This is a genomic window from Ferrovum sp. (assembly GCF_027317285.1).
In the GTDB taxonomy this organism is placed as follows: domain Bacteria; phylum Pseudomonadota; class Gammaproteobacteria; order Burkholderiales; family Ferrovaceae; genus Ferrovum.
Genome location: NZ_DAHVHV010000007.1, coordinates 26,300 through 49,067 on the forward strand (window position 1 = coordinate 26,300; position 22,768 = coordinate 49,067).

General features: G+C 56.6%; 24 protein-coding genes and 1 tRNA gene. 18 read left to right on the plus strand and 7 right to left on the minus strand.

Features of this window, described 5'->3' with window-relative positions; translation table 11 throughout:
* Positions 1-3: 3 nt before the first annotated feature.
* Genes cobM through M6F29_RS03235 form a run of 10 tightly spaced genes read left to right on the plus strand, consistent with a single transcriptional unit; the run spans position 4 to position 8,391 of the window.
* Positions 4-801 (plus strand): precorrin-4 C(11)-methyltransferase, encoded by a 798-nt coding sequence (gene cobM, locus M6F29_RS03190; protein WP_298157435.1) that lies wholly within the window; start codon positions 4-6, stop codon positions 799-801.
* On the plus strand, positions 798-1,664 hold the full coding sequence (locus M6F29_RS03195; protein ID WP_298157436.1) for a sirohydrochlorin chelatase: 867 nt from the start codon (positions 798-800) through the stop codon (positions 1,662-1,664). The genes cobM and M6F29_RS03195 overlap by 4 nt, the downstream gene beginning before the upstream one ends.
* A 9-nt stretch (positions 1,665-1,673) precedes the next feature.
* Positions 1,674-2,342, plus strand: coding sequence for a precorrin-8X methylmutase (locus tag M6F29_RS03200; protein WP_298157439.1), 669 nt, complete (start codon positions 1,674-1,676; stop codon positions 2,340-2,342).
* 9 nt (positions 2,343-2,351) lie between these two features.
* A complete protein-coding gene (locus M6F29_RS03205) occupies positions 2,352-3,461 on the plus strand; it encodes a cobalt-precorrin-5B (C(1))-methyltransferase (RefSeq protein WP_298157442.1) in 1,110 nt (369 codons plus the stop codon).
* Positions 3,454-4,749, plus strand: a complete 1,296-nt coding sequence (gene cbiE, locus M6F29_RS03210) for a precorrin-6y C5,15-methyltransferase (decarboxylating) subunit CbiE (RefSeq protein WP_298157444.1) — start codon at positions 3,454-3,456, stop codon at positions 4,747-4,749. Before M6F29_RS03205 ends, cbiE begins: the two co-directional genes overlap by 8 nt.
* Complete coding sequence (cobI, locus tag M6F29_RS03215; RefSeq protein WP_298157446.1) at positions 4,746-5,540, plus strand: precorrin-2 C(20)-methyltransferase; 795 nt, start codon at positions 4,746-4,748, stop codon at positions 5,538-5,540. The genes cbiE and cobI overlap by 4 nt, the downstream gene beginning before the upstream one ends.
* Positions 5,533-6,276 (plus strand): cobalamin biosynthesis central domain-containing protein, encoded by a 744-nt coding sequence (locus M6F29_RS03220; protein WP_298157448.1) that lies wholly within the window; start codon positions 5,533-5,535, stop codon positions 6,274-6,276. Before cobI ends, M6F29_RS03220 begins: the two co-directional genes overlap by 8 nt.
* Before the next feature lie 4 nt (positions 6,277-6,280).
* On the plus strand, positions 6,281-6,679 hold the full coding sequence (locus M6F29_RS03225; RefSeq protein WP_297456685.1) for a cobalamin biosynthesis protein: 399 nt from the start codon (positions 6,281-6,283) through the stop codon (positions 6,677-6,679).
* On the plus strand, positions 6,680-8,041 hold the full coding sequence (gene cobJ, locus M6F29_RS03230) for a precorrin-3B C(17)-methyltransferase (protein ID WP_298157451.1): 1,362 nt from the start codon (positions 6,680-6,682) through the stop codon (positions 8,039-8,041).
* Positions 8,038-8,391 carry a (2Fe-2S) ferredoxin domain-containing protein gene (locus tag M6F29_RS03235; protein WP_298157469.1) on the plus strand — a complete coding sequence of 118 codons (354 nt, stop codon included), beginning with the start codon at positions 8,038-8,040 and terminating at the stop codon, positions 8,389-8,391. Before cobJ ends, M6F29_RS03235 begins: the two co-directional genes overlap by 4 nt.
* Positions 8,392-8,403: 12 nt before the next feature.
* On the opposite strand, the gene M6F29_RS03240 is transcribed toward M6F29_RS03235, so the two are convergent.
* The gene (locus M6F29_RS03240) at positions 8,404-9,612 is read right to left on the minus strand and encodes a cyclic di-GMP phosphodiesterase (RefSeq protein ID WP_366525928.1); all 1,209 of its coding nucleotides are present in this window, start codon (positions 9,610-9,612) and stop codon (positions 8,404-8,406) included.
* A 151-nt stretch (positions 9,613-9,763) separates the two neighbouring features.
* Positions 9,764-10,066 (minus strand): hypothetical protein, encoded by a 303-nt coding sequence (locus M6F29_RS03245; RefSeq protein ID WP_298157475.1) that lies wholly within the window; start codon positions 10,064-10,066, stop codon positions 9,764-9,766.
* 122 nt (positions 10,067-10,188) lie between these two features.
* On the opposite strand from M6F29_RS03245, the gene M6F29_RS03250 reads away from it, so the two are divergent.
* The 8 genes from M6F29_RS03250 (at position 10,189) to M6F29_RS03285 (ending at position 18,165) form a co-directional block, all read left to right on the plus strand.
* Positions 10,189-10,551, plus strand: a complete 363-nt coding sequence (locus tag M6F29_RS03250; RefSeq protein ID WP_298157478.1) for a hypothetical protein — start codon at positions 10,189-10,191, stop codon at positions 10,549-10,551.
* A 9-nt stretch (positions 10,552-10,560) separates the two neighbouring features.
* The gene (locus M6F29_RS03255; RefSeq protein WP_298157481.1) at positions 10,561-10,971 is read left to right on the plus strand and encodes a hypothetical protein; all 411 of its coding nucleotides are present in this window, start codon (positions 10,561-10,563) and stop codon (positions 10,969-10,971) included.
* Between the two features lie 26 nt (positions 10,972-10,997).
* A complete protein-coding gene (locus M6F29_RS03260) occupies positions 10,998-11,354 on the plus strand; it encodes a hypothetical protein (RefSeq protein WP_298157485.1) in 357 nt (118 codons plus the stop codon).
* A gap of 13 nt (positions 11,355-11,367) precedes the next feature.
* A complete protein-coding gene (gene tal / locus M6F29_RS03265) occupies positions 11,368-12,321 on the plus strand; it encodes a transaldolase (protein WP_298157490.1) in 954 nt (317 codons plus the stop codon).
* Positions 12,322-12,375: 54 nt separating this feature from the next.
* The gene (locus M6F29_RS03270) at positions 12,376-13,002 is read left to right on the plus strand and encodes a histidine phosphatase family protein (protein WP_298157492.1); all 627 of its coding nucleotides are present in this window, start codon (positions 12,376-12,378) and stop codon (positions 13,000-13,002) included.
* A gap of 182 nt (positions 13,003-13,184) precedes the next feature.
* Positions 13,185-15,068 (plus strand): sensor histidine kinase, encoded by a 1,884-nt coding sequence (locus M6F29_RS03275; RefSeq protein WP_298157495.1) that lies wholly within the window; start codon positions 13,185-13,187, stop codon positions 15,066-15,068.
* Between the two features lie 5 nt (positions 15,069-15,073).
* Positions 15,074-15,517, plus strand: a complete 444-nt coding sequence (locus M6F29_RS03280) for a response regulator (protein WP_524537701.1) — start codon at positions 15,074-15,076, stop codon at positions 15,515-15,517.
* A gap of 17 nt (positions 15,518-15,534) precedes the next feature.
* On the plus strand, positions 15,535-18,165 hold the full coding sequence (locus M6F29_RS03285; RefSeq protein WP_298157501.1) for an EAL domain-containing protein: 2,631 nt from the start codon (positions 15,535-15,537) through the stop codon (positions 18,163-18,165).
* A 3-nt stretch (positions 18,166-18,168) separates the two neighbouring features.
* Here M6F29_RS03285 and M6F29_RS03290 read toward each other — a convergent pair.
* From M6F29_RS03290 to M6F29_RS03310, 5 genes are all read right to left on the minus strand, one after another.
* Positions 18,169-18,247: transfer RNA gene (locus tag M6F29_RS03290), tRNA-Ile, on the minus strand.
* A gap of 7 nt (positions 18,248-18,254) precedes the next feature.
* A complete protein-coding gene (gene rpoD / locus M6F29_RS03295) occupies positions 18,255-20,132 on the minus strand; it encodes an RNA polymerase sigma factor RpoD (RefSeq protein WP_298157504.1) in 1,878 nt (625 codons plus the stop codon).
* A 75-nt stretch (positions 20,133-20,207) separates the two neighbouring features.
* A complete protein-coding gene (dnaG, locus tag M6F29_RS03300; RefSeq protein ID WP_298157506.1) occupies positions 20,208-21,962 on the minus strand; it encodes a DNA primase in 1,755 nt (584 codons plus the stop codon).
* Positions 21,963-22,026: 64 nt separating this feature from the next.
* A complete protein-coding gene (gene rpsU / locus M6F29_RS03305) occupies positions 22,027-22,239 on the minus strand; it encodes a 30S ribosomal protein S21 (protein ID WP_297451279.1) in 213 nt (70 codons plus the stop codon).
* Positions 22,240-22,316: 77 nt separating this feature from the next.
* Positions 22,317-22,721, minus strand: coding sequence for a hypothetical protein (locus M6F29_RS03310; RefSeq protein WP_298157509.1), 405 nt, complete (start codon positions 22,719-22,721; stop codon positions 22,317-22,319).
* Positions 22,722-22,768: the final 47 nt, after the last annotated feature.

The following is a 22,768-nucleotide window of genomic DNA, read 5'->3' on the forward strand; positions in this document are numbered from 1 at the left end:
CTCATGGCGGGTAAAGTATGGTTCGTTGGGGCGGGCCCTGGGGATCCCGAACTTCTGACCTTCAAGGGGGTGAAGTTGCTGCAGCAGGCAGATGCCATCCTGTATGCAGGGTCTCTGGTGAATGAAGCGGCCACCCGTTACGCGCCCAGCCACTGCGAAATCCGGGATTCCAAGGGCATGACTTTGGAAGAGATTACCGCATGGCTGATCGAACGGGCGGCTCGCCACGTCACCGTGATTCGCCTTCAGACGGGAGACCCCGGGCTCTATGGCGCATTGGTGGAGATGGTGCGGGCGTTGGACGAGGCTCGAGTCGAGTGGTCGGTGGTGCCCGGTGTTTCTTCTGCATTGGCCGCTGCTGCCGCGGCAGGAGAGACGCTGACCCTGCCGGAGGTGACCCAGACCGTGATCTTGACCCGGGTGGCCGGACGCACGCCGATGCCTGCCGGGGAAGATCTGGAGTCCCTGGCCGCACATCATTGTACCTTATGCCTCTTTCTGTCCATCACCCTCTTTCCCGAGATCCAGCGTGCCCTGCGCGCGGCAGGATGGGCGGAGGATAGCCCGGTGCTGGTGGTACAAAAAGCCAGTTGGCCAGGGGAAGAAAAGATCGTGCGGGGGACGTTGGCCGATATCCGTGAGCGGTGCCGGCGGGAAAAAATTGGCAGTCAGGCCATGATCATCGTCAGTCCCGCCTTGGGGGCCCGGGGATGGGCCGAAATCAAACGTTCGAAACTTTACGATGGCGCGTTTTCCCATCGTTATCGCAAGGCAAGCAAGGAATCCGGAGATCTCTCATGAAGAATGAAACCATTTTGCTGGTGGGGCATGGTTCCCGGGAACGGAGCGGCAACCAGGAAATCGAATCCTTTGCGGAACAATGGCGCTGCCGCCAACCTCAGTGGAATATCGAGGTCTGTTTCATCGAATTTGCGGAGATTCTGGTTGAAGAGGGATTGAGTAGGGCAGCCCAGCGCGGCGGGCAGGTCGTGGTCGTTCCGCTCATTCTGAATGCGGCAGGTCACGTCAAAATGGAGATTCCGGAGCATATCGAGCAGGCGCGTCTGCGTTATCCGGCGGTGGAATTCATCTATTGTCCGCATCTGGGGGCGAACACCAAAATCCTGGCAATTCTCAAACGCAATCTGGCCCATGCCCTGGCCCAATTGGATATGCCGGATCCTCACAACACGGGGATCGTTCTTCTGGGGAGGGGCTCTTCGGACCGTGTGGCCAATGGCGAGGTGGCAAAAATGGCACGCTGGCTCTACGAAGAAGGCGTTCACCCCTGGGTGGACATCGCTTTTACGGGAATTACCTATCCCCGTCTGGAATCGGTGGTCCAACGGCAGGTCAAACTGGAGGCGCGGCAAATCGTCGTATTGCCTTTCTATCTGTTCACCGGTACGCTGATCGAGCGCATTCGCCGTCAGGTCGGTGCGCTCGAAGTACAATATCCGCAGGTGCGTTTTGCCTTGTCCAGTTATTTCGGGTTTGAGGAGGAGATCTATGCACTGCTGGAGCAACGAATCCGGGAGGCGACGGATCCCGCCGCCCAGCACATGATGGAATGCGATGGCTGCAAATACCGTGAATTTTCTGCGGATCATGGACAGGGTGGCCATGTGCACGACCATCCTTCCGTGGTTGCTTCCGTCCAGTAGGTCCGGGCCATGAAAACTCCGATCATCACCGAACAACTTACCGATGCGGGACGGCGCATCGAACATGATTCCTTTGCCATCGTGGATCGTGAAGCAGGCCCCCATGCTTACTCCGATGCTCAATGGCAGGTTGTTCGACGCATGATCCATGCATCGGCGGATTTTGACTTCAACGGGTTGACCCGTTTTCATCCTCGGGCCATCGAGGCGGGGCTTCAAGCCATTCGAAGCGGGGCGCCCATCGTTGCCGATGTGGAAATGATCTGCGTGGGTCTGTCCAAACCGCGTCTGGAACATTACGGGATGCAGCCCCACCAGTTCATTTCTGATGAGGATGTGATCATTCAGGCCCAAATCCAGCACACGACGCGCGCGGTTCAGGCCATGCGCAAAGCCCGGGCACGACAGTTGCTGGAAGGGAGTATCGTGGCCATCGGAAATGCGCCCACCGCACTCCTCGAGATTTTGCGAATGGTGCGGGAAGATCAGATCCGGCCGGCTCTGATCATCGGAATGCCCGTGGGTTTCGTCTCTGCAGCCGAATCAAAAAACCTGTTGAGTCAGAGTACGGAATGCCCCTGGATACTCATCGAGGGCCGAAAGGGGGGATCCACTCTGGTGGTGGCCGTCCTCCATGCCTTGTTGGCTCTGGCTGAAGTCCACGCCGATCTTTTTTGAACTGCGTCCATGGACAAAAAACCAAAGGGCACGCGCAAGGGATTTACCACCGGCGCCTGCTCCGCTGCCGCCGCCCGGGCAGCGGTACTTGGGCTGATTCAGGGTTCGGTGCCGGGAGAAGTGGAATGTGACTTGCCCAATGGGGAGAGGGTCCGGTTTGCCGTATCCGAAGGGCAGTCGGACGGTTTTTCGGCCCATGCGGTCGTGATCAAGGATGCCGGCGATGATCCAGACGTGACGGACAAGGCCGCACTGACCGCGGATGTCCGGTGGTTGCCGGATGCGCCCGGAGCCGTACGCCTGAAGGGCGGCGAGGGGGTGGGTACGGTGACCATGCCCGGACTCGGACTGGAGGTGGGGGGGCCTGCCATCAATCCAGTGCCGCGCCGCAACATCGAGGCCAATGTGCGTCAGGTGGCGCAGGCGGTCCTGGTGCAGCAGGGCCTGGAGGTTTGTATCTCCGTGCCGGGGGGCGAGATTCTGGCCAAGCGGACATTGAATTCCCGTCTGGGCATTGTGGGGGGGATTTCCATTCTGGGGACGACGGGCATCGTGCATCCTTACTCGACGGCCGCATTTCGGGCCAGCGTCATCCAGGGCATCGAAGTGGCTGCCAATCAGGGACAGGACACGGTGGTGCTGACTACCGGAGGGAGAACCGAGAAGTTTGTCATGGGGGCCTTGCCCCATCTGGCTCCCGCCTGCTTCGTGCAGATGGGGGATTTTTTGAAATATGCGCTCGATACCGTGGTGAAGTGCAGGATTGCACGGGTCATCATTGGCGGGATGGTGGGAAAACTGACCAAGATCGCCCAGGGAGAAACCATTACCCACGCGAACCGCAACCCGGTGGACACGGATCTGCTGGCAGAGATTGCGGCCACGGTGGGAGCGCCGGCAGACGTGTGCCGCGCCATTCGGCAATCGGAGATGGCGCGTTATGCCAGTGAACGGATGGAGGAATTGGGGTTGACCGCAGAATTTTACGAAGCCTTGGGTCAACGGGTGATACAGACCTTGTATGGCCGTTATCCGGGGAAATTTGCCCTGCAGGTACTGATGTGCGATTTTGATGGTCATGAACTGGCACGGGTCTCCGGAGAGGATTGGCATGGATGAACCCTGTCTGGTGATCGGCGTACTGGACAACGGCGTGGAGGGATTGACCCCCGCCGCCCTCAAGGGTGTTCAGGAGGCGGATCTGGTCATTGGGGGAGGGCGGACCCTGGAATTGCTCCGGGCGCTGATCCGGGCCGATGCCGAGTGTCGGGATCTGACGGGGCGTTTGCCCCAGGTTCCCCAGTGGGTCGTCGAGGCTCGGCAAGGCCATCGGCGGGTGGTGATTCTGGCCAGTGGAGATCCCCTTTGCCACGGTATCGGGGGATATCTGGTGGAGAAATTGGGGCGCTCGGCGGTCCTCATCGAACCCAACCTTTCCTTGATCCAGATCGCCTGCGCCCGTTTGAAACAACCCTGGCAGACGTTGCGAATGGCCTCCGTGCACAGTCGTGATGCAGGCGAATGGCGTGTGGGGGCAGGTCCCGAGCATGGGCTCCATGGGGTGTTGCAAGTGCTCGTTCGAGAAAAACTGGTGGGGATTCTCACCAGTCCGGAAAACACGCCCGGACGGATCGCGCGCATGTTGCTGGCGGAGGGAGTGGCCGAAGATTTTGAGATGGCGGTGGCGGAATGTCTTTTGCAGGACAGGGAGTGCATTCACGACTGGATGGACGTCACGACCATGTCCCAACGTGTTTTTGCTGAGCCCAATGTCCTGTTGGTGCGGTGTTGCGCCGTTCCGGAGGATCCCTTGTTTGGTTTGGAGGATGCGCGCTTCGATCAACGCAAACCTGACAAGGGGCTGATCACCAAGCGCGAAGTTCGTGCGGTTTCCCTGGCCCGGATGGCCTTGCAGCGGGACAGCGTGGTCTGGGACATCGGTGCCGGTTCGGGGTCGGTGGGGCTGGAGGCGGCCCGGCTATGTGCCCAGGGTCACGTTTATGCCATCGAGAAGAACACGGAGGATGCGGCCATCATCCTCAGGAATCGGGCCAGTTTACGGGTGACCAATTATACCCTGTGGCAGGGAAAGGCTCCGGCAGGCCTGGCGGAATGGCCCGATCCTGATGCCATATTCATCGGTGGTTCGGGGGGCGAACTGCGCGAGTTGATCCTGCTCTGCCTGGAAAGACTGCGTCCGGGTGGGCATCTGGTGATGAACTTCGCCACCCTGGAAAATTTGGGCACGGCTCTGGACTGTCTGGCGGCTTCTGCCACCGTGTGGGACGTCACTCAACTGCAGGCGGCGCGGAGTCGCCCCATTCTGGAGATGCATCGTTTGCAGGCCGAAAATCCGGTCTGGATCCTGTGTGCCGAAAAGTCGGTGCCTGCGGTGGGCAGTCCATGAGCGCGCGGACTTACGGCCGGCTGTATGGCGCCTCCCTGGGGCCTGGGGATCCGGGTTTGATCACCCGGCAGGTTTGGGCGTTGCTGCAACGGGAGGACCTCTATTGGACCTATCCGGTGCGTCGCAAGGGCGCAGACAGTCATGCACTCGGCATCGTCCAGCGTGCCGGACGAGCGTTACCCGGCACAGGGGGGGCGCTGATTTTTCCCATGACCCACGATCCGGAAATTCTGGCTGGTTACTGGTTGCGGGCTGCGGAAGCGGTACTCGAGCAGTTACGAACGGGGCAGGATGTCGTGTTTCTGGTCGAGGGAGATGCTTCGACCTACTCCACCTTTGGTCACTTGTCCCGGACCGTACGGGCCCTGGAAGCGGAAGTGGTCATCGAAACCTTGCCCGGGGTTTCCTCCTACCATGCGGCGGCGGCCACTGTGGGCATGCCGCTGGCCGAAACGGATGAAACCATCGCCATCATTCCGGCCAGTTATGGGATCGATATGATCGAGCGTTTGTTGCTGGATTTCGATACCCTGGTTTTGCTCAAGGTCAAACCCCTGCTGGACGACATTCTGGATCTTCTCGAACGGCGTGACTTGTTGGCCCATGCGGCGTTCATCGAAAAGGCGGGCACGCCCCTGGAACGAGTGGAACGGGCGCTCAGCCGCCTGCGCGGGCATAAGGTCAACTATCTATCCTTGATGCTGGTGCGTAACCCGGCGCGGGTGCGCGGGACGATCCTGCGTGGCTGCCGAAAAAAAACTTCCCTCCCGGAGACTTCTATCCATGAATGAAATGGCTGCGCCCCCTGTCGCGCTTGTTGCGATTACCAAACATGGTCTGGCTCGCGCCCTGACCCTGCTGCCCCGATTGCCCGAGGCCCATCTTGTGGTGACGGAAAAATTTGCTCCAGATCTTCCGCCGGCGTTGTCCCATCCGGTCAGGATCCTGTCCGGGGCGTTGAGCGGTCATATGGCGGACCTGTTTTCTGACTACGGTCAACTGGTCCTGTTCATTTCCCTGGGCGCCGTGGTGCGTCTGATGGCTCCTCACCTCAAATCCAAGGATGAAGACCCCGGGGTGGTGGTGATCGATGATGCGGCCCGCTATGTGATTCCCGTCCTGTCGGGGCATGTAGGAGGGGCCAATGCTTTTGCCTTGCATCTGGCCGAACTGCTGGGCGCCGAAGCCGTCCTGACCACTGCATCCGATGTGGGGAAAACCATCCCCGTGGATATTCTGGGGCGCGAACTGGGTTGGCAGGTAGAGGCCCCCAAGATCAATATTACCCGGGTTTCGGCCCATGTGGTCAACGGAGAACCCATCGCTTTCGTGCAGGAAGCCGGAAGCCGGCGATGGTGGACCCGTCCCACCCCCCTCCCTTCCAATATTCATCTATTCGATGAATTCGAACAGGTTGACCTGTCGTCGTTCAAAGCCGTACTCTGGGTGACCCGGCGTGAAATTTCCGGGTCGGTGTGGGATCGTCTGAAGGAGCGGCTGGTCGTGTATCGCCCGCCTCTGGCGTAGCGGGATGAAAGTCATGGTGGGCGTGGGATGCGATCGGGACGTGGCGTTTGCCACCCTGAGCGAAGGCGTGCTGTTGGGCCTCCAGCGGGTTGGGCTGACGGAACGTGCCGTCGTCGGTCTGGCGACCATCGACAAAAAGAACGATGAAGCGGCCGTGCTGGCATTGGCCGAGGCGAAAGGCTGGCCGTTATTCTTTTTTGATGCGGCACAACTGTCCCGAGTCACCGTCCCCAATCCTTCGGAAACGGTGCGCCGGTATATGGGAACCCCGGCGGTGTCTGAAGCCGCCGCATTATTGGCGGCGGGGGTTGGACTGGAAGGTCTGATCCTGGAAAAATTCAAACATCGTGGCGCGGACCGGAAACATGCCACGGTGTCCATTGCACTCATGAAAGAGAATTGAATGAAAACAGGAAAAATATTGATGGTGGGTTTTGGCCCCGGCGCCACGGAACATATGACCTATCGTGCGCGCGCGGCCATTGCCGAGGCGGACGTGGTCATCGGATATTCCACTTACATCAAGCTGGTGCAGGATCTCCTGGTCGGCAAGGAAATCATTCGCAAGGGGATGACGGAGGAGATCGATCGTTGCGTCGAAGCCTACGAGCAGGCATGCCAGGGCAAGACGGTCGCCCTGATTTCCTCGGGGGACATTGGCATTTACGGGATGGCAGGCCCCACCTACGAAGTCTTGCTTCAGGCAGGCTGGACGCCGGAAAGCGAGATCAGGGTGGAGGTCATCCCCGGTGCCAGTGCCTTGAATGCCTGTGCATCCCTGGTGGGAGCCCCTTTGACCCACGACTTTTGTTCCATTTCCCTGTCTGATCTCCTGACCCCCTGGCCGGTGATCGCCCAGCGCCTGCGGGCGGCTGCGCGGGGAGATTTCGTCATCGCCCTCTATAATCCAAAAAGTGGCCGCCGCACCCAGCAGATCGTGGAAGCCCAACGCCTGCTGCTGGAATACCGGGACCCCGGGACCCCCGTGGCCGTGGTCAAATCCGCCTACCGCCGTCGCCAGCATATTCAACTCGTTACCCTGGAAACCATGGCAGACCAGGAAATCGGCATGCTGACCACGGTGTTGATCGGAAACAGCAGTACCTTTGTGCGCGCTGGCCTGATGGTGACGCCGCGGGGGTATACCAACAAATACGAAGGATTGACGGGAGAGGCAAAACCCGGAGAACAGGCCGGGCGTTCCCTGACCCTGGGGTTGGAGGGCTGGAAGGAGTTTGTCCGGGTTTATCTGCAAACCTATCCGGACCACTCCCTGCGTCAGGTGGCGGACCATTTCGATGCGCCGCTTGCCCAGATTCTGGAGGCGGTGGCGGGAAACCCGGAAGACGATGCCCTGGATAGAGTGCTGGCCTGTCACTTTGCGCCGACGGAACTCGAGCTTCTTCTGCAGGAAATGCATCGATGGGGGAAATTGCGTGCAGTGGTGCGTCATGGGGGGGCCGTTGCGGAACTCCTGATTTCCGCCCGGGATCTGACCTTCGAGTCAGGTCGGCTGAATCTGGTTCATGAGTATTTTCACCTACATGTAGATGTGTCCTCGCTGGCCCATGGCTGGTTTGTACGGCAGGGGACACGTCAGGCCGGGATCTATTTTACGGATGCGCACGGAGACTTCGTGGTGTCCTTCCTCCTGACCAAGGATGGAGAGGGACGGTGGTCGGCGGAGGAAGTGAAAAGTTTTTACCGTGCATCGGCGACGATGGGAACGAAAATGGTCAAGGGAAAAGAAGGAGCAGGCGCATGAGTGAAGATACGGGGCATTCTCCGATCAAACCCGCCATTGGGAACTACAAACGCCATGTATTGGTGTGTACGGGTCCGCGCTGTACCCTGCAGGGAGAGTCGCAAACCCTCTTTGACAGCCTTGGAACGGCATTCAAGGTGGCGGGACTCGATAAGGGCGCGCTGCGCGTCAAACGCACCCGGGTGGCATGTTTCGCAGCCTGCAAGGGAGGGCCCATTCTCTGCGTGCAACCGGATGGGGTGTGGTATTACAACGTCACTTCAGAGAATCTCGAGCGGATCGTCCAGCAACATCTGGTGGAAGGCAGGCCTGTGGAGGATCTGGTTTTTCACCAGCAGACAAGAGATTGAGCCCGGTTCTCCTCACAGGAGGTGCGCTGCCTTGAAATGCCACTTGGCAGGGTCTTCGACGTTCAGGATGGCGTCACCGCATTTGCCCAGGTCGAGCATGAGCGGTTCGATGAAAACGTTCTGTCGGGTCGAATAGAATGCCTTTACCAAAGGTGTCATCAAACTGCCCGGATGTTGTTCCACGACGTAGGCCAGGCGTCCGGATTTCAACTGGACGAGCGTTCCTGAGGGATATAGCCCCACCGTTCGGACGAAGGCGTGAAAGACGGTGCGATTGAATTGGCCTTCCTGCCATTCGGCCATTTTTCGGATGGCCTGACCCAGTGCCCACCCTGTCTGATAACTGCGTTCCGAGGTGATGGCATCATAAACATCGCAGCAGGTGCCCATATTGGCATAGATCGAAATCTTTTCTCCGGGCAACCAGTCTGGATAACCTTTTCCGTCCATTCTTTCATGGTGATGGGCACATACATCGAGGATGATTTCATCGTCGACGCCCAGGTTTTGCAAGAGGTGGTACCCCAGCAGGGGGTGAGACTTCATCATCTCGAATTCTTCGTCCGTCAGGCGGGCCTGTTTGTTGAGCAGGGGCAGGGGGAGCAGGGTTTTTCCGATATCGAGAAGCAGTCCGGCCATGCCCAGTCGTTTCAACAGACCGTTGTCAAACCCCATCTGTTTTCCCAGGGCAATCATCAAAGCGCAGACGGCCACTGCATGGAGATAGGGGTAAGTTTTTTTGGTCTTGGCGTGAAGAAGGCTGATGAGCGCTTCCGAATTACGCAGGACTGAATTGCAGATATCCTCGACGAGTTGGTGAGCGGCCATCAGATTGACCGGGATGTCCATGCGGGCTTCCGTCAGGAGGCTGTGGATGACACCGTGAGAGCGGGCATGAATGCCGCGCGCAAGAACCAGTTCATCCTCAAAACTGGTTTTCTGGGTGGCAACTTTGGTCGCCCTGGCTTCCTTGATCGTTTCCATCAACGATGACGGAACCGGAGAGGGGGCAGAGACCGGAACGGAAGGGTCCGTATCCCTCCCTTTGTCGGGATCGATCCACACCTCACGAATGCTGCTTTTTTGTAACGAGATCAAGTCGTTTCGGTCACTGATCACAAACGAGGATGCCCAAAAGGGATGATCCATCCAACTTCCGCAGATTTCATGGACAAACATTCCGATTCTCAGATTGTCGACGGATATCTTTTTCATGGGCATCAAGACCAGTGTAATCAACCGGGTCACCGTGCGCCGGACCTCACCCACTCTGGCGGGCAGGCGTACCGGAACCCTCCTCCATGGTACAGGATTTCAGGGGAGGAAAGCAGTCCGGGGAAGGGTGTCGCTGGAATAGGTCAGATAGGGGGCTCTACCTGAAAATCCGGTGAAATTCCTGGATCAGATGAGTGGAAAAGACCGGCGTAAATCCATCCAGGGAGAGCACGATCAGATAACCGATCAGGAAGGGTTGCATCAGGAAAAAACTGCTGACCCCAAGAATTTCCAGAATCAGCGGAAACCAGTTTTTATGCCGATGGAAATTTGCCCAGCGTTCACGTACAGCGGCTACGCGGGAACGCAAGGCCACCACCTGGCCCACGATGAGAAAAAGGGAAATGACGGTTCCGCCCAGCAGGGAAATATACAGTTCGATATTCGCTTCAGGGCGCATGGGGTCAACCTCGTTTTCTCGCGTATCATTGGTCTTGACAAGTGGGCGCGCTTTGGGTTCCACTTGTTCGGGCAGGTGAAGCCATAACACATAGCGATGTAACCACCCACAAGGAGACAGTCATGAACAAAACAGGAAAAAGGATGTATGGCATGTTGTTTGCCGCACTCTGCGTTTTGCCGTTGGGGTCCTACGCAGCAGGTGGTGCGAGTATTGAAATCTTGTCCCCCAAACAAGGAGAAACCTGGACCACGGGTGCCCATGTGGTGAAGTATCAGGTGCACCCCAGTGCCAATGGAAACCACTTGCATGTGTATGTGGACCAACAGGATGAACCCATCATCAGTCACCAGATGAGTCACTGCCCTTGTTCGGAACAGTTGCCTGACCTGGGACCGGGAACTCATCGGATCACGATCAAGGAAGCCACAGCGAGTCACAGTTTGACCGGGGTAGAGAGCAGTGTTTCCTTTACGGTGAAATGAGGATGATGCATGGGCACCCTGCTCGAGTATGCACTCATTCAAGTGCTTCATAATTTTGGAGCCTTGCTGGTGGTCGGAGTAAGTGGATACGGGTTCCGGGTTGCCCTGCTGCGTCAGTCGCCCTCCCGGACTCTTGCGCTTTTCGTCCTGTCTGCATGGCTGGTGCAGGGGTTGACGGGGGCTACTTTTGGCTGGGTGACCTATCGTTCGGATCACCGATTTCCCGATATCCACGGGATTGCCGTGATTGCCCTCATGATCAAGGTATCCTGCGTGTGCGGCGGAGCGGGACTGATGGCCACCTGCCTGGGGTGGGGGGGCTCCTGGTCGGCCTCTCGCCGGATGATGGTCTGGGCGGGTTCCACCGGATTGGCCTGTCTGGCGTTGACGGCCGCTGCGTTTCTGCGTTGGTTTTCGTGACGGAGAATCCTGGAAAGGGAGGTTTCGTGAAAAAAACGATCATGTATGGGGTGCTGGCGCTGGTTCTGTCTTCCTGTGGGGAAAGCAATCCGCTCCTTGGAAAGTGGAAATCGGAGGCCGTGTTGGGTGCTTCCCGAACGCTGGAATTCAAACGGGACTCTGTGGTCACGACCTCGACCGCTTTTGGCGTTGACGAGAGCAGGGAGGAAAAGGTGAGTGGTTACCAAATCGAAAAAGAGGGGAACGGTCAGGAAAAAGTCGGAGTCTCCGTTAAAAAGGGCGACGGGACCGAAACAGTTTGGTACAAAGTCCTGAACCCGAATACCCTACAATTCGACGCTGGTCTGGTCAGCGTGACCTACCATCGTTTAGGCAATCAGTGAAAGGAGTTTCTTGATGACTGTAGAAACACTGCTCGATCAGTTGAAGTCCATGACAGCCATCGTTGCCGATACCGGTGACATTGAAGCGATTCGACACCACCAGCCGGAAGATGCGACAACAAACCCTTCGCTTTTGCTGAAGGCGGTTGCATTGCCCGAATACCGTCCACTCATCGATGATGCGATCGCCTGGGCGAAAGCGCAGGGCAGTCAGGCGGAGCAGCAACTTCGCGATGCCAGCGATAAATTGGCGGTGGATGTCGGCCTGGAAGTCCTGAAGATCGTGCCGGGCCGCATCTCCACCGAGGTGGATGCGCGTCTTTCCTTTGACACGCAAGCCACTTTGGCCCGGGCAAGAAAATTGATCCGCCTGTATAACGAAGCCGGGATCGGCAACCAGCGGGTTCTGATCAAGATTGCTTCCACTTGGGAAGGCATCAAGGCGGGAGAAATTCTCGAGCATGAGGGCATCCATTGCAATCTGACCCTGATGTTCGGTTTTTCCCAGGCCCGTGCGGCCGCAGAGGCTGGCGTGACGCTGATTTCACCCTTCGTGGGGCGCATCATGGATTGGTACAAGGGTAAGGGCGCAGTTTTTACGCCGGAGGAAGACCCCGGCGTACAATCGGTTCGGAAGATCTACCAATACTTCAAGGAACATGGCTATCCCACCACGGTCATGGGGGCTTCGTTCAGAAATGTCGGCGAGATCGTGGCGCTGGCTGGGTGTGACCGACTGACGATCGGACCCAATTTTCTGGAAGAACTGCAGAACACCCGAGGCGTATTGACCCGCCGTCTGAAACCGGTGGGAGAAGTCAAACCCCGTCCTCCTTCGATGACGGAAGCCGAATTCAGATGGGAAATGAATGAGGACGCCATGGCTACGGAAAAACTGGCAGAAGGCATTCGCGGGTTCACGGTGGATCAGATCAAGTTGGAAAAGTTATTGGCCGATCGACTGTGAGTTTTTGAACTTACGCCACCAGGATGATTCAAGAACCTCTGAGGGAGACGAGAGATGCAAATTATTCTCACCCGCCATGGTCAGGTCGAAGGTATCGATCCCCCGCGTTTTAGAGGTCGCATGGAGTTGGAATTGACCCCCGTTGGACGCCAACAGGCCGCTGCCCTGGCCAGGGCAGTTGCCAGTCAGTTTCAACCGGATGCAGTCGTGACGAGCCCCCGGAAACGCTGTCAAGCCACGGGGGCCGAGGTCGCACGGGTATGTGGGGTTTCCACGCAGGTCCATGAAGGATTCGATGACTTCGACTATGGCCAGTGGCAGTGGAAGACACATGCGGAGGTGGGGGCGGAATTCCCGGCAGAGTTGGAGCGTTGGCAGCGTGCTCCCCAATGGATGCAATTTCCGGAAGGCGAGTCGTTACAGGCCGTTGCGTTGCGCACCACCGATGCTTTGCGTGCCTTGTTCGCCCGGCACAAGGGCCAGACGGTGGTTCTGGTGGCCCATGACAGCGTCAATCGTGTCATTTTGATGCAGGCGCTCGATCTGCCTTTGTCGGCCTACTGGCGGATTCAGCAAGAGCCCTGTTGTATCAACCTGCTGACTTTTGATGCGACGATGCAGATGAGGGTACTCCGGCTCAATGATGCCGCGCACTTGCATGCCCTGAACCGCGATCAGTAAGTGTCAGGAGTTTTTATTTTTGGTGCGAAAACCTGATCGCTCCGCTTGGCAATCATCAATTTTCAGCCTTCTGCTAAAGTTTTCCGGAGGATTCCCGATAACCAGACTCAAGAGCAGTCATTCCTCATCATGGGTTAACGGTGCACTGGGAATAGACACATGCGGACAGTTGGTATCTCCAGATGACCAAAGAGGAACCTCCGGCGGTGGGAGTCGAGGCTGTTCCTGAGGCTGCATGGCGAGGGAAACTGCCGATTCGCAAATGGTTCGATAACCTCTCGCTACAGAACAAGATTCAACTTCAGATTCAGCCCCTGTTGTTCCTGTTATTGTCTGCGGCAACGTTCTTCATCTACCAACAGATGAAATTGAATATCATTTCCAGCGGGACGCAACGTGCAGAAGGCGTTGCCATGCAGGTCATCGATAGTGCCAATATGATGATGGTGGACGGGGCGATTCGCAATTCTGGCGACCGTCAATTGATGATCAAAAAAATTGCAGAAGGGCAGCGGTTGGATTCTCTACGGCTGCTGCGTTCAGATCAGGTGGTCAGGCAATTCGGCCCAGGATTGCCGGAGGAACATCTGGACGACCCGTTGGTGAAACAGACGATCGAGGATTCAGTCAGGGCCGGAAAATCAATCCCATATGTTTCGATCGAGCAGGTGAACGGCAAACCCATGCTGCGCGTCATCACGCCGTATCTTGCAAGCCATGATTTCCACGGCACAGATTGCCTGTCCTGCCATCATGTCACGGTGGGTTCGGCCAACGGGGCCTCTGATCTCAGAATCGATTTGTCGGAAAATTTCGAAATCCTGCATACCGTGCTGAAGGAACTTGTCTTTGGGCAGATTATTTTGCAGATCCTCCTGTTTTTCATCATAGGACGGATCGCCGCTCTCAAGAACCAGCAACAGCAACTTGAATTGACCCAGAGGCAACTGACCGCGTTGATCGAAGCCATCCCCGATGCGATTTTTCTGAAGGATGGAGAAGGACGCTGGCTGATTATCAACGATTCGGCCAAGCAGATGTTTCAATTGCATGACCTTCCCTGGCAGGGCAAAACCGAAATGGAGTTGGCGGATCTGCAGCCGGCATTCCGCGCAGCGCATGAAGGATGTCTGGTGGGCGATGAAAAGGCATGGCAAGCCGGACATCTATTGGTCGGCGAAGAAAGTTTTACCGTAGAGGATCAACATGTGGTCGTGGAAACGCGTAAGGTGCCGCTATTCGGAGATGAGGGGCAACGTAAGGAATTGTTGGTCATTGGACGTGATATCACGGAGCGCAAGCGGGCAGAGGCCGAACTTCGCGCACTCAAGGACGACCTGGAAATTCGCGTCGCGGAGCGGACGGTGCAACTCGAGGCCGCAAACAAGGAGTTGGAGGCGTTTTCCTATTCGGTTTCGCACGACCTTCGCACGCCCTTACGCGCCATAGACGGATTCTCCCGTATCCTGCTGGATGACTACACCGACAAGTTGGATGACGAAGGTCGTCGATTGCTCAATGTGGTGCGGGACAATACCGGCCGGATGGGACAACTGATTGACGACATCCTGAGATTTTCCCGCGCAGGACGAGTGGAAATAAATTTTTCCGAGGTCGACATGGAGAGGCTGGCCCACGAGGTTTTTGAGGAGTTGCGACCAGCCATGGATGGACATGAGGTGCGGGTGGAGATCGAGCACCTGCCCTCCTCGATGGGTGACCGCGCCATGATGCGCCAGGTATTCGTCAACCTGCTGTCCAATGCCCTCAAATTCAGCCGTTCCAAAGAGCCTGCCAGGATCAGGGTGGGCGCTTCCATCGGTCAGGGTGAAATCGCTTACTATGTAAAAGATAATGGTGCCGGTTTCGACATGCAGTACGTCGACAAACTGTTCGGCGTGTTCCAGCGTCTGCACGGCGTGAATGAGTTCGAAGGCACCGGCATCGGACTCGCCATCGTCAAGCGTATCGTCAATCGCCACGGTGGGCGGGTATGGACTGAGGGCAAGGTCAATGAAGGCGCGACCATTTACTTTACCTTGCCGACAAATGGAGAGAGCGGATGAGTCATATGATGGAAGAAGTGGAAATTTTACTGGTGGAAGATAATCCAACCGATGCCGAATTGGCGATCAGAGCGCTGAAGGAAAAAAATCTCACCAACAAACTGGTGTGGGTCAAGGATGGCGCGGAGGCGCTGGATTTCCTCTTTGCGACTGGAGCCTATAGCGGGCGTCAGGTGGCGAATGGCCCCAAGGTCATCATGTTGGATTTGCGGTTGCCAAAGGTGGATGGCATGGAAGTGCTGCGCCGGGTCAAGGATGATGAGCGGACCAAAACGATTCCTGTGGTGGTACTCACCTCGTCCAAGGAAGACAGGGATGTGGCAGAGAGTTATCAACTCGGCGTCAACAGTTACATCAGCAAACCAGTGGAGTTCAACGAATTCGCCAAGACGGTAGCCGAGTTGGGGCTTTACTGGCTGCTGGTAAATCACCCGCCGGTTACGAAGTAGTCATGGAGGTGGGGGACATGACCCGCGAGTTGCATGTCTTGATGCTGGAAGACACACCTGCCGACGCGGAATTGGCCGGGCGTGAACTGCGCAAGGCCGGTATTGTTTTTACTTCGATGCGTGTGGAAACGAGGGATGCATTCATTCGGGCGCTCGATGAATTCCATCCGGACGTTATCCTGTCGGATTACAACCTGCCCAATTTCAATGGCATGGCAGCACTGGAGATCGTGCAGTTCAGTCATCCTGAAGTGCCGGTGGTCATGGTTACCGGTGCGCTTTCCGACATCGAGGCGGTGGAGTTGATCCATGCCGGTGCCAAGGATTATGTGCTGAAAGACCGACTGGCCAGACTGGCTCCTGCCGTCCAGCGGGCGTTGCTGGCAGAGCAGGGAGCCCGTGCGCGAAGAATGCTGGAAGCGCGCAACGAACGTCTGACGAAATTTTACAAGGCAATCAGCGAAGTCAATCAGGCCATTGTTCGGATGGATGAAGAGGCCTCCCTGTTCCCGCTGGTGTGCAGGATGGCGGTGGATTTTGGTGGCATGAAGATGGCCTGGATTGGACAATTGAATGAAGCCAATGGGGTGATCGAGCCGGTGGTGAGTTATGGGGAGGCCGAATACCTGAACGGTCTCGTGATTTCCTCGAAGGAGGATCGGCCTGAAGGGCGCGGACCATCTGCCATTGCATTTCGAGAAAATCGCAATGTGGTCGTCAACGACTTCAAGTTGGACGATATCTCGGCACCATGGTGCGCGCGCGCGTTGCACTACGGCTGGGGGTCGAGTGGCTCCTTTCCGATTCCACGCTCTGGAAAACCGTTCGCGGTATTCACCGTTTACCATTCCCATGCCAGCGCATTCGACGCTGAAATGACCGGGGTTATCGATGAAATGTCGCGCGATATCTCATTTGCGCTGGATAGTTTCGATCGGGAAAACGAGCGCAAGCGAGCCGAGCAGGAACTGCATATCGCCGCTACGGCTTTCGACACCCAGGAAGGTATCGTGATTACGGATCGGAACAACCGTATCATCCGTGTCAATCGCGCCTTCACCCGTTTGACTGGCTACAGCGACACTGAGGCGATAGGCCAGACACCGGCCATGCTCAAGTCTGGGCGGCAGGATGCGGCTTTTTATCGCAGTCTGTGGGAAACTCTCATTCGCGACAAATACTGGCAGGGGGAAATCTGGAACCGGCGCAAGGATGGTGAGATTTACCTGGAGTGGCTGACCATTACTGCCGTGATCGATGAAAATGAAGAGGTGACGCATTATGTCGGGGTATTTTCAGACATTACGCGCCACAGGGAGGCAGATGAAAAAATCTACCAACTTGCCTTCTACGATCCGCTCACCATGCTGCCCAACCGTCGTTTGTTGCGGGACCGTTTGCAGCAGGCGCTGGGGTTCAGCGCACGCCACAAGAGCCATGGCGCAATTTTGTTCATCGATCTGGATAATTTCAAGATACTCAACGATACTCGAGGACACGATGTCGGCGATTTACTGTTGGTTGAGGTCGCCAAATGTCTCCAGAATTGTGTGCGCAGCGATGATACGGTTGTCCGCCAGGGGGGGGACGAGTTCGTCGTCCTGCTCGAGGATCTGAACGAAGATGTCCAGCATGCGGCGGCGGCGGCACGGGATGTCGGGGAGAAAATACTCGCAGCCATCAACCAGCCCTTTGTTCTTCAAGGGGTCGAATATCACAGTTCATCCAGCATCGGCATCAGCCTGTTTTGCGGCGATGGTGTTGGTCTGGACGACCTGCTCAAATATGCCGATACCGCGATGTATCAGGCCAAGACCTCGGGACGCAACACCTTGCGATTTTTCGATCCTGCCATGCAGACCGAACTGGAATTGCGCGCTGTGATGGAGGCGGACCTACGCCAGGCGCTCTCACATCAGCAATTCGAACTCTACTATCAGGTACAGGTCAACGAACATGGTGTGATGGGTGCCGAAGTGCTGCTGCGCTGGCAGCACCCCAGGCGGGGGCTGGTTTCTCCTGTGGAATTCATTCCGCTCGCCGAGGAAACGGGTCTCATTGTACCGATCGGGGAATGGGTGTTGCAAATGGCTTGTACCCAACTCAAGGCATGGCAGGCTGATCCACTTGCCCATCAGTTACACCTCGCTGTCAATGTCAGCGCGCGGCAGTTCCGTCAACCCGACTTTGTCACACAGGTGCTTGGTGTGCTGAAAAAAGTTGGCGTTGATCCGCTTAAACTTGGACTTGAACTTGAACTGACCGAGTCTCTGATGTTGTATGACATTACAGACAGCATCGAGAAAATGCAGGCGCTGCGCGATGTCGGGATCCGTTTCTCGCTGGATGATTTCGGCACGGGGCAATCTTCCTTGTCCTATCTCAAGCGCCTGCCGCTGGACCAGATCAAGATCGACCAGAGTTTTGTGCGCGGCGTCGCCACTGATGCCCATGATTCAGCGATTGTTCAAACCATCATCGGGATGGCCAATAATCTTGGACTGAAAGTCATTGCCGAAGGCGTAGAGACGGAAAAGCAGCGCGATTTCCTCGAACGCAATGGCTGCTATGCACACCAGGGTTACCTGTTTGGCAAGCCCGTACCGATCGATGAATTTCAGGATTCATTGTCCCGGTTGCATCGCTAAAGATGGTGGGCCCCCTCGGAGTCGAACCGAGCACCAACGGATTATGAGTCCGCTGCTCTAACCAGGCATGAGCTAGGGGCCCGGTTAACTCAACTTTCCGAATTTTCTATGAAACTACGCAGTCGTTCCGAACGCGAGGGGTGACGTAACTTGCGCAGGGCCTTGGCCTCAATCTGACGGATGCGTTCCCGCGTCACATCAAATTGTTTGCCCACCTCTTCCAGCGTATGGTCCGTACTCATTTCGATGCCAAAACGCATTCTCAGCACCTTGGCTTCCCGTTGCGTCAGAGAGTCCAGAACGTCCTTGGTGGCATCGCGCAAACTGGCATAGAGGGCAGAGTCGGCCGGCGCGACGGTCGCATTGTCTTCGATGAAATCACCCAGATGGGAGTCGTCGTCATCTCCAATGGGCGTTTCCATCGAAATGGGTTCTTTGGAAATTTTGAGGATCTTGCGAATCTTGTCCTCGGGCATTTCCATTTTTCGTGCCAGTTCGGAGGCGTCCGGTTCCAGTCCGGTTTCCTGCAGAATCTGGCGGGAGATGCGGTTCATCTTGTTGATGGTTTCAATCATGTGCACCGGAATCCGGATGGTGCGGGCCTGATCGGCGATGGACCGGGTAATGGCCTGACGGATCCACCAGGTGGCATAAGTGGAGAACTTGTAGCCACGCCGGTATTCAAATTTGTCCACTGCCTTCATCAGACCGATATTCCCCTCCTGGATCAGGTCAAGGAATTGCAAGCCGCGATTGGTGTATTTTTTGGCAATGGAAATGACCAGACGCAGGTTGGCTTCGATCATTTCACGCTTGGCGCGGCGCGCACGAGCCTCTCCGGTGGACATCTGGCGCGCTATCTCCTTGAGGTCGCGGATGGGGATGCCCACTTCCCTTTGCAGCGCAAGGATTCGTTCCTGTTCTTCAACGATCGCATACTTGAAACGCTCCAGGGCCGCGCTGTGACTCCGCTTGGCGCTGATTTCATCACTCAGCCAATGCAGGTTGACCTCATTCCCGGGAAAGGATTTGATGAAGTAGTTGCGTGGCATCCCCGCAGAACTGACGCAGAGGTGCATGATGTTGCGTTCGTGGGCCCGGACCCTGTCCACCAACCGGCGCAGGCTACTGCACAAAAATTCCACCTGTTTGGCTGTGAAACGGATGGCCATGAGTTCCGTCGAGACGGATTGCTGTAATGATCTGTATTCTTCGCTGGCATGTCCTGCGCTGGCAAGGGTCTGCTGCAATTGCCGATTGAGTTCCCGGACTCGGGAAAAGCGGATCAGGGCTTCAGTTTTCAGGTGTTCGAGATTGGCATTGGATGCATTGGCATCTTCGTCTGCCTCTTCATCTTCATCCTGAGTGAGGTCGATCTCGGCATCTTCGGTCAGTTCTTCGTCCGAAAGGAGGGCGCCATCGCTGTCGATCAGCCCGTCGATGACCTCGTCGATTCGCAACGTTCCCGCAACCACGGAGTCCACCAGGGCCAGGATTTCATCGATGGTGGAAGGGCAGGAAGAGATTGCCTGGATCATGTGCTTGAGGCCATCTTCGATGCGCTTGGCGATCTCGATCTCCCCCTCTCGGGTCAGCAATTCCACTGAGCCCATTTCGCGCATGTACATCCGCACAGGATCCGTGGTCCGGCCAAAATCCGAATCCACCGTGGACAATGCGGCCTCGGCTTCTTCCACCACATCCTCGTCGGCCATGGGCGGAGGCGCCTCCGACATGAGCAGTTGCTCGCTGTCTGGCGCTTCGTCATACACCGCAATACCCATATCGTTGATCATGCCGATGACGGACTCGATCTGATCCGAGTCGAGCATCTCATCGGGAAGATGATCGTTGATTTCAGCGTAGGTGAGAAATCCTCGGTCTTTTCCCAGTACGATGAGATTTTTGAGCCGGGTGCGTTGCGCGTCGACGTCGGACTGTCGCGCTTCGGGTTTATCTGCAGCCATAGGCGATCGTACTCCTGTCAGGCAGAATCGTTAAAATAACAGAGGATTATAGCCCATTATCAGGAACCCTTCCAGTCACTGTGCCAGACGATTGAGCGTCAACCATTGCAATCGTTCCTTTTCCTGTTGATTCAGAGGGCGACTCTGCGCCAACTGGAGCAGAATCTTGGCCTCCTGTTGGCGCCCCATACTCTGCCAGCGTTTCAGGCCATCCTGATAGACCAGGACCAATTCCTCCGTTGGAGTATCCTGCAGGGTCAAAAATTCCCTTTTCAGTACGGCTTCTATCAACTTTTCTTCATCCTGGGCGCGGAAATGTTCGAGAATGTGCGATAGATTGGGAACGGGGTCCTGGTGGCGCAGATAACTGGCCAAATGGTGTAGAGCCCGTGCCTCAGGAAGGAGCGGGGTTTGGGTATCCTGGTCGGGAATGCCGACCTGCTGGGCAAAGGCGGGTTCGACCAGCAGACAGGCCATCAACTGATGGGCAATGGAACTGGGCGCCTGACGCGGACGAAGGGGGGCGCGTGACCGCGCTTGAGGGGATTGAACCACGGGAGCAGCGGTGGTTCCGAGAAACGAATTCAACTGGTCCGGGGTAATTTCCAGCCATGCGGCCATCAATCGCTTCAGTGAGAAGGTGAGCCAGGGGGACGTCAGCGTGGCCAGGAGTTCCCGTGCCTGACGCAGAAATTGACCCTGATGCTCGGGTTGGCTGCGTATCAGTCCCTGGGTCAGCCGTTCCATGACAAAGTTGGAGAGCGGGAGGGCCGTGGAAATTTTGGCGTGCAGTGCAGCAGGGCCATTCTGGCGCACGAAACTGTCCGGATCTTCGCCTTCCGGGAAAAACAGGAAGCCGATTTCCTTGCCTTCTTCGAAAATGGGCAAAATCAGGTGCAGGGCACGTTCGGCGGCTTTGCGACCGGCTTTGTCGCCGTCAAAGGCAAAAAGGATCCGGTCCGTACTGCGCAATAAACGTCTTGCCTGATCGGCAGTGGTGGCTGTCCCCAGGGTGGCGACGACATTGCCGATCCCCGCCTGGGACAGGCTGACGACATCCATGTACCCTTCGACCACGAGAATCTGGTTGTTCTGCCGCAGTGCCTGACGGGCCTGGGGCCAGCCGTATAATTCCTTGCCTTTTTCAAATAGTTCGGTTTCCGGCGAATTCAGGTACTTGGGTTCTCCGGAATCGAGGACCCGTCCGCCAAAGCCGATGACCTGTCCTTTATGGTCATGGATGGGGAACATGAGGCGATCGCGAAAACGGTCGTAACACTTGCCGTTTTCGTTGCGGACCATCATTCCCAGGGCCAGCCAGGTGTCGATGGTGACCTGGGGGAATTTTTCTTCCAGTCCATGCCACGCGCCGGGGGCATAGCCCAAACCAAAATGTTGTGCAGTCTCCGGTGTTACCTCGCGTCTCCTGAGGTATTCCAGGGCGTGGGGGGTCTGGGCCAGTTTTTCCTGGTAAAGGAGGGCAACCTGTTGCAACAGGTCGAGGCCGCTTCTGGAGGGGGCCTGACGGACAGGTTCCGTGCTCGAGGGAACGGTCAGTCCGGCTTGGTCTGCCAGGTGCTGGACCGCTTCCACGAAACCGGCTCCCGTATGTTGCATCACGAAACCCAGGGCATTGCCACTGGCGCCACAACCAAAGCAGTGAAAAAACTGACGTTGGGGGTTGACTGAAAAAGAGGGGGTTTTTTCTTGATGAAAGGGACAACGGGCAACGTAATTGACGCCCGACTTTTTGAGCGGAACCGATTGCCCGATCAGATCGACGATATCCGTTCGATCCAACAGGGTTTGAATGAAATCGTTGGGGATCATTCGCGTCCCTGTTACCCGTCCCGCCGGTGGGCGAGATGGGAGAAATCAGATGATTGAGAGTCCCTTAGTACAACTTTGGGGGTAACATCTGGCTGCGCAGGCGCTTGTAACGGCGCTTGATGGCAGCGGCCAGTTTGCGTTTGCGTTCGGCAGTGGGTTTTTCGTAGAATTCGCGGGCGCGTAATTCGGTTAACAGCCCAGTTTTTTCAACGGCGCGCTTGAAGCGGCGCATGGCAACATCAAAAGGTTCGTTTTCCTTGACGCGGATGTTCGGCATTCAGACCTCGGATTCAATCAGCAGGGTTATCAATCCCGCAAGTATAACAGTTTTTATGGAATATGGCGCATCAAACGCTATTTTTTCAGGGGGAATGACGAGACAGGAGAGGTGAGGGGGCGGGTGGGATTTTTTTCTTCGAACAGAGCCAGGGCCCGCTCGAATTCTGCCGGGAGTCGTACCTTCAATTCCAGCCCCTGACGGTGATAGTAATGCGCCTCGAAAGGAACGGGGGCCAGAAGGTCCAGACGGTCTTGTGGGCGGAAGTGAAACCAGCGCAGAAGCGCACGTTGTTTATTATCCTGATGGAGGAAGGTGATTTCATGGTGTTCGAGGATGGCCAATACCTGCAGGGCACGGATGGGCAGAAACAGCGGAGAATCCGAATGCTGGACCAATACGTGAAATGAGCGGTAAGTCGCAGCGGGCATCCTGCGCATTTCGCTCAGGATGGGAGGGCCATATTCAACGGTCAGTTCCATTGGTCGGTGACATGAAACTCGTTAAATTCCCTGACGTTACGATGCGG